Below are 7,794 nucleotides of genomic sequence, written 5' to 3' on the forward strand. Positions count from 1 at the left end.
AATCACCCCACAGGCGAGCTGACCAATGGCCACCTCAAACCGCACCCGAATTTACACTCATTGACGGACGTGACCGGCTCCTGCACTGGCGGATCTTCGACACTGGAACCAACAGACTGTCGTGAATAGGAAGCGTGGGGATCTGGTAGGCCGTGGTCAGGTGGATGGGGATGTCACGGTAACTCTTGGTCAGAGGCCTCTGGGTTAGATGTCGGGGCATGACCAAGCCCGTCAGCTACAAACGCCATCGATTTCCACACCAGATCATTGCCCATGCGGTCTGGTTGTACTTCCGGTCCCCTCTGAGTCTTCGCCTCGTGGAGGAGATGCTGCTGGAGCGCAGCATCGTGGTCTCCTATGAGACGATTCGTCGATGGGGCAAGAAGTTCGGGCCGGAATATGCGCGCCGACTGCATCGTAAGCCGCCCAGCCGTAACGACGTCTGGCATCTGGACGATGTGGTAATTAGCATTTCTGGCAAGAAGCAATGGTTGTGGCGGGCGGTGGATCAGGATGGCTATGTCCTCGACGAGATTGTCCAGAGCCGGCGCGACACCAAGGCTGCTAAGCGCTTGCTGACCCGGCTGCTGAAGAGGCAGGGGGCAGCGCCAAAGCGCATCATCACCTACAAATTACCCTTACATGGATCAGCCCGGCGACAGGTGATGGCATGGGTCGAGCATCGGTCCTATAAAGGTCAGAACAACAGGGCCGAGAGCTCACATGTCCTATTGCGAAGGACGGAGCGGATGATGCAGGGCTTCCGGTCTGTCGGAGGTCTGCAGCGGTTCACCTCGGTCTTTTCCACTGTCAGGAACTTGTTCGTTCCTGCCCGGTCAAACCAAACTGCGCTTTCCACCCACATTCACCGCCTGAGGGCTATGGCGGAATGGAGAGAGGCAGCTGGCCTGCTTGCCTGGAACTGGCGAGGTAGAGCCTTTTGCTGACTTCGCCAGGTTAACGCGACATCTCCCAGAATGGCATCTTTCTGGCTACATTTGAAGTTGGGCTGGTAGCTTGATCGATGAGAGCCCGATGGATCTGCCGCCATACAGCCTGGATCTCAACCCGGATGAGCACCTCTTTGCCAAGCTTAATGCGCTCTCGCGCAAAGCGGACGCACGCACTAAGAAGGCGCTCTGGACCACCATCGAGAAGTGCCGGAACTGTCTCAGGAACCGCGGAGACGAGCCCGCTCTGATTTGACAAAGACGCACGATTTGGCTTCGGACTGACGGACCGCTAGCTCGAACAGTGCAAGGTCGCTTCTGGGTCATAGCGTAGTGTTGAGCGAACCGGATGAATGTCCGTCTACGCCGCCAAAGCAGAAAGCGAGATAAGCTCTGCCCAAGGCTCTCCTCAAAGCCTGTCCGGCTAAACGGATTGACCAGCGATGCGTTATCCATGCCGGATACGGTGATCGCTCCTGCCCGAGGGGATCATGCCTTCGGACAGACGCCTAAAGGGGTCAGAACAAGAGGTGTGCTCAATGACACGTATAGTGCGAACGGATCGGCAACCTTCATGATGCGGCTTGAGGATTGATCCGTAACGAGGACCCAACTGAGCCTCGCGTCGATCTGGTACCCGGTTGAAACTGCTGCGCCAACTGCTTTGCCGAGCCTATCCGAGCAGCGCCACTCCCTCACGGACGACACTTTGGAGAGCAGTACCCTGCACTATGAGTGCTTCTGCCCTGGATAATGGCTCAGACGCCTAGACCTGACCCGTCTTCAGCCATTGAGGAGGCCTCTCAGCCAACTGAGAAGCTCATGTTCTTGCTACGTACTACGTTACCGTGTCATTTGGAACTGTTCTTGCGCTGAGCCAACCTTGAGGGCCTCGGCGCGACGGCTGAGGGTCGAATGATCCGGCACCGCCAGATCCAGGCCCAGGAGCTGCAGGATCGAGGCGATCGGGCCCTCCGTCTGACGCAGTGCCAACTGGAACACCGCCCAGAGCGTCAATGCCGTGCTGATCGCCAAAGCCGAGTAGTGGGCTTGACCACCTGGTGTGGTGCGCGGCTCAGCTCGCCAAGCGGCAATCGCCTCCTCAGGGGACCAGACCGTGAGGCTTCAGCGCTGACGTAGACTGGCGTCGTACTCGGCCCAATTCGTCACCCGGCATCGCTGCTTAGGAGTGTAGTGACGGCGAGCGGCATGGGCCTTGAACGGCATAGCGGATCTTTATTCAGACGGCGGAGAAGCTGATACGCTATCCAGATCCGGCTACCAATTCACCCATTCGTGCAACAAGGCGCTCTGTCATGCGCAGACCGGGAGCGTCATAAGGACAGCGGCCTAGCGGATCATTGGGATCAAGGCCGCATCAGGAAAGCAGGTCTCCACGCGCTGGTTTCTCGTCTGCCACTGGCCAATGGCCGTACGGGTCGCAAAGCCGATCAGGCCGTCGACCTTGCCGACATCGTGGCCTTGAGCCTGCAGGCGCTCCTGCATGGCCCAGATATCACCCCGTTTTAGGGGATCGGTCGGAACCCACGCTGCCTGAAAGCTGGAGCCGCCGCGCAGCCGATCCGCGAGGTGGCCGATGAACAGCGCATAGAGGTCGGACTCGTTGTATTGCTTGAGCACGTAGAAGTTATCAGACACCAGAAATGCTGGTCCCAGTCGCCCCGCCGGCATCAGCAAGAACGCGATAGCATCGCTGTTCTCGTCTGGAAGAGATGTCTGGTCGGCGCGAGCCAGGCCGAGCTGTGCCCACTCCCGTACCGGTTTACCCTGCCGCGGCCCTTCTAAGGTGCAGGAGACACTCGCCGGCACCCGCACCTCCACACCCCAACTCCTTCCTGGGTTCCAACCATGCTCATGCAGATAGTTTGCGATAGACCCAAGGCTGTCTGGCACCGAGCGCCAGATGTCGCGCCGACCATCTCCGTCTGCGTCAACGGCATAGCGCAGGAACCTTGAGGGCAGCAGCTGCGGCTGCCCCATCGCCCCAGCCCAGGATGACAGCAAGGTCTCCTCCGGCCACTGATCCTGCTCCAGGATCCGCAGCGCCGCCAGGAGCTCTGGATAGTAGAGCGTGCGCCGCCGGCCCATGAAGGCTTGCGTGGCCAGAACCCTCACGGCCTGGTGCTTGGGCCTGACTCGGCCGAAATGCGACTCGCGTCCCCAGATAGCAACGATGATCTCAGGCGGCACAGCATAGCGCTGCTCAATCATCATCAGAGCATTCGCCCACTGCTTTAGGAGGTTCCCGCCGGCTGTCGCCAGCGAGGTGAGCTGACCTTCCGAAAAGTAGAGGCCGGGGTTCTGGAATTCGGCCTGCCGCTGATCGTCCCCTGCGGTGGTTTGGCCTGGGGGCTGCAGTTCCGGCAGGCTCCAATCAAGCGAAAGGGACGAGAGGGCGCGGTCAAACGTCTCGCGAGAAGTCCCCTGCTTTTTCGCATCAGGCCAGACTGTGCCGGGCAGCCATTCGCGGAACTGATCCTCAACTTGTTGTCGCGTGTCTGATCTCTGCGCCTGCACCGGCGAGCGCTCCGCCACCACGAGAGCGCTGGAACCGCCGGCAAGCAGAACGGCAAACACGCAGCTGACATAACGGATGAGCATCATGAGCACTCTAGATTGAGCCGATTATGGAGAGAATAGCTCCAGCCGAGCCCGCATGGCTCAAGTCCGTTTCTCTCTGAGAGGCCTTTCCTGAGTTGCTGGTGTATCAGGCTGTTTCATGGCCTGCGGGAGGGAAGAGAGCCAATCAACGATCCTGCCCGGCTCAAGACCTCTCTTGGAGCGTGCACTCGCGAGCCGCTGCTCTTCTAATCTCTGCTGGCGCTCGCTCCATTCGTTCACCGCAGTAGCAACACGCCCGAAGTAAGCAGCCGGTGCGCCCGCACCAGCAAGAGCAGGCCCGCTCTCGCCACGGCGCCGGCCCATCCAGACGCCAAACACCCGTTGCGCGCTCCAGCCAATGAACCAAGCATCGGCATTGCCGGTCGAGGTCCCGGTCTTCCCGTACGCTGTCCAGCGCTTCAACTGAGCCGCGCGTCCGGTCCCATTCTCGACCACCTCACGCAAAATCGCCTGGGTCGGCTCAACGCATTTCTCCGGGATGACTCTCGTCCGCATGGGCGTGAGAAAGTCAGCCCGGACACGGCCACGGCCATCGACCACCGCCAGCACACCCGATGGATCGACCCGGTAACCGCCATTCGCTACCGCTGTATAGGCTGCTGTCATGCTCATGACATTGCTGGAGTAGGAACCGAGGACAAAACCGGCATCAGTTGCAGCGCCGGGATCGATACCCATGCGTCGGCTGGCCTGAGCGACGGTTTCCGTCCCGATCTCCTGCGCCAGCCGCACGGCAGCGGCATTGCGCGATGAGGCAAAAGCCTCCTTCAACGTCGTCTGACCGCGATAGCCCAATTCACCGTTCGCCGGCCAGCTTCCTCTGACCGGTTGGTCCACGACCCGGCTCTCCGGAGTCTTGCCAGCCTCGCAAGCGGCAATCAGCAACGGCAGCTTGGCCGTCGAGCCAGCCTGTACGCGAGCCTTCACGGCGTTGTTGAACTGCCGCTGGGACCAGTTGATAGACCCCACCATCGCTTGCAGCCGTCCATTCGGAGCCATCATCACCGCGCCCGCATCATACTGGCCTGGGATAGCACCGTCCTTGACGAGCCTGCTGAGTTGCTGCTCCGCGATGTGCTGGACGCGCGGGTTCAGGCTGACAAAGAACCGGACTGTCTCGCCCAGCTGTACATACTTGTCGGCCCAGGTCTCCACCACCCACTCAGCAAACGCTTGCGACTGGATCTTGAACTCCGGCAGCATGCCGGGACGGGTGCCAACCTTCTCAGCCTGGCGCCGCTCCGTGTCCGTGATCCTGCCCTGCTCGGCCATAAGCTTCAGGACCAGAAGTGCCCGTTCGCGTGCCCGCTCCCGGGTTTTCTCCCGAAGCGGATTGAGCCGGGCCGGTGCCTTGACCATCCCAGCGAGCAGAGCGGCCTCGTACAGCGTCAGATCCTTGGGCTCCTTGCGGAAGTAGTGCCGGCTCGCCCGGTACAGCCCGACAATATCGCGGCCACCGAACTCGATCTGGTTGAGATAGGCAGCCAATAGCTCCTCCTTGCCGATTGCCTCATCGAAGAGGCCGGCGTACCAGACCTCCGCACCTTTGCGCTCGAGACGCGTGAGTACGTCACTGGCGCGCAGATCATGGAACACTACGTTCTTGAGCAACTGCATCGGAATCGTGCTGCCACCGCGGGTGAGGCCGCCTTTGAGCACGGACAGTAGCGCGGCAACATCAACGCCGCCGTGATCGAAGTAGCGCTTGTCCTCGACTGCGACGATTGCCTTCTTCATCACCTCAGGGATCTCTGAGGGTGAAAGCACGACCGGGCAACGGCAGTAGGCATCCCACCCCGTCTCGGTGCGGGTGACCATCACCTGGGGCGAGGCCACCAGGAGACGCAAGGACCGAGGCTGAAGGTCCCAGAAGTGCACCGGGTCGGCGGCTTGTGCGGTGGGTGGGAAGGAAAGGCTGGCAAGCAGGAGAGCAGTGGCCAAAGCCAGAGCGCGGGTCATTGGAGGCCCTATGATGCGCCGACCGATTCGGCGCCAAGACCTTTAACAAACACGAAGACTATGGCCGAAACTGGTATGCTGTTACAGCTAAGCTTTCAAGGATTGGCTGTCTGTGAGCTTTGATCAATCACTTGGCTTTCTCGCTTCCATAGCCCACAGGCCTGTTCGTGCGCGGGGGAGGAATGCTGATCCGCACTATCTGGTTTTTCGCGGCTGTCCCGACTTCTGCGAGGCTGCTCATCCCGGACACGCCGTCTCACGATTGTTTGCATGTTCGCCAGCGCGTCTTACGTAGTCTGCCTCGGACTCAAACACCGGAAAGAGCAAGTAAAAGGGTTACGTTGACGATGCCGGTGTGTGGCCGTGGAGCGCTCCAATCTGCGCTGGTGCACGGACGGGTTCGAGATCGGCTGCGACAACGGCGAGAAGGTTCGCGTGGCCTTTGCGCTCGACTGCTGCGACCGGGAGGTGCTGGGCCATGTGGCCACAACGGAAGGAATCAAGGGCGAGTATGTGCAGGATCTGATGGTCACCGCGGTTGAGTACCGCTTCGGGCCGGTAACCCGTCTGCCGCAGACGATTGAATGGCTCTCCGACAACGGCTCGGGCTACATCGCCCGTGACACCAGGAGCCTAGCGCGGGAGATGGGGCTGGAGCCGAGGACCACACCCGTACAGAGCCCACAGCGCAATGGCATGGCCGAAGCCTTCGTGCGGACGATCAAGCGCGATTACGCCCGCGTTAGCTCGATCCCGGATGCCTGGACGGTGATGGAGAGCCTTCCCTTTGGTTCGAGCATTACAATAGCCTTCACCCGCACGAGGCACTCGGCTATCGTTCGCCTCGTGAGTTCATGGCCTCATGTCAACCGCGATAATCCTGTCCGATCTTTCGGGGGCAACAACAGACGAAGATAGAAGCTCTCCTGAAGGATGGGCTGATCACTAAAACTGAGGACGACCGCAAGCGTGAAGAGATCATCGCATCGATCCAAGTGTGACCAGGGACCGGCGACGCAATCCTGAACTTTTTCTGGAAACCTGCGGGATCTAACGAAAATGGATGGGCGCCGGTCCGAGACTGAAAGCCTCTATACTTTGGAGAGCCCCCCTACCTCCTCGGAGAATGCCGCATGTCAGGGCTGGACTCAGTATGCTGTCATTGGTCATAGGGGCAACCGACATGCAACGTTTCGAAGTCTTTCACCTTCAGGAAGACCGCTGGTTAGTGATGTGCCAGGGCAGAGCCATCTACTCGTATACTACCGAGGATGAAGCTCGCGAGGCTGCGCTTGAATTGGCCGCGATCTCCTGCCGCTCAGGCCATCGAGCATCAGCTGTCATCTCGCCGGTGGAGCTAAGTAGCGCCGCTGCTCGTCAACATCCTGCTGTTGTCCTCACTGGGATGTAGGCCACCTATCCTCACCCACTGCCTGAAACCTGCCGCGCTCTTCCTTCTACTTGGTTGCTGTAGTGGTGAGGGAAGCATAGGCCTTGCCAGTTGCTCGTGTCCCATAAGAGAGCCGTGTCACCCTTATGGGGAATGATGTAGTCAACCACGCGGGCCGGAGTTACTCGCCCCTCCTTCTGGCACATGACGCACAGGGGGCTGCGCATCAGGAAGGTCTTGCGGGCTTTATCCCATCGGGTGTTGTAGCCGCGCTCTCGGGCTGGACCCCTCTTGGCGTCGTGCTTGCGCTGTCCTACCCCTCTCTGGCCTAAGCGCACCACTTTTCGCTAGCCCACAATCCGGCTGTTGAATGACGAAAACCGCAGGTACTGTCCGCTCAGATTGGAGTTGCTCTGCTCGCCGAGGGTACGGCCATGGATTTGAAGCCGGGCGACCGACTAGATCAGTTATTTTGGATCGTTATGACTGCAACCGCCGTCGGCGCTTTTGCTTGGATCCTGCACACCCTCAGCCAACTTCCATAATTGGAAGTTGATCCAACCTATTATCTACCTCAACAGTTCCAGACTCTCAGCAATGCTCCATGGAGTTGGCGCGGTAAGAAGTCGGCCCCAATTGACCAAATGGCATTCCTGCGCTTCACTTAAACTAAGTAACATAAGGTGCGCCATGTCAGCCAAGTGCCCAAACTGCGAAGAACCGTTATTGAGCGTGAAGTGCTACAGCGTCGATATTGAGAGCTCAGGCGCTCTTCAGGGTCACGTCCGTCAATGAGTGTAAATTCGGGTGCGGTTTGAGGTGGCCATTGGTCAGCTCGCCTGTGGGGTGATT

Annotated in this window: 4 protein-coding genes and 2 pseudogenes; 3 read left to right on the forward strand and 3 right to left on the reverse strand. The window is 59.6% G+C overall.

Annotated features, from left to right (window positions below):
- Positions 1-218 precede the first annotated feature (218 nt).
- Complete coding sequence (locus JKL45_RS28705; protein WP_201865188.1) at positions 219-947, forward strand: IS6 family transposase; 729 nt, start codon at positions 219-221, stop codon at positions 945-947.
- Positions 948-1,035: 88 nt separating this feature from the next.
- Positions 1,036-1,206 (forward strand): hypothetical protein, encoded by a 171-nt coding sequence (locus JKL45_RS31010; RefSeq protein WP_201865189.1) that lies wholly within the window; start codon positions 1,036-1,038, stop codon positions 1,204-1,206.
- A gap of 623 nt (positions 1,207-1,829) precedes the next feature.
- Here the strand turns inward: JKL45_RS31010 and JKL45_RS28715 are convergent.
- The 3 genes and pseudogenes from JKL45_RS28715 to JKL45_RS28725 form a co-directional block, all read right to left on the reverse strand.
- Positions 1,830-2,177 (reverse strand): annotated as a pseudogene (locus JKL45_RS28715) (transposase); the annotation flags it as partial.
- 123 nt (positions 2,178-2,300) lie between these two features.
- Complete coding sequence (locus JKL45_RS28720) at positions 2,301-3,575, reverse strand: lytic murein transglycosylase (protein ID WP_201865190.1); 1,275 nt, start codon at positions 3,573-3,575, stop codon at positions 2,301-2,303.
- 57 nt (positions 3,576-3,632) lie between these two features.
- Complete coding sequence (locus JKL45_RS28725; protein WP_201865191.1) at positions 3,633-5,552, reverse strand: transglycosylase domain-containing protein; 1,920 nt, start codon at positions 5,550-5,552, stop codon at positions 3,633-3,635.
- Between the two features lie 357 nt (positions 5,553-5,909).
- Between JKL45_RS28725 and JKL45_RS28730 the strand changes: the two are divergent.
- A pseudogene (locus JKL45_RS28730) lies at positions 5,910-6,430 on the forward strand (DDE-type integrase/transposase/recombinase); the annotation flags it as partial.
- Positions 6,431-7,794: the final 1,364 nt, after the last annotated feature.

This window comes from Microvirga soli, from assembly GCF_016734765.1.
Lineage (GTDB): Bacteria > Pseudomonadota > Alphaproteobacteria > Rhizobiales > Beijerinckiaceae > Microvirga > Microvirga soli.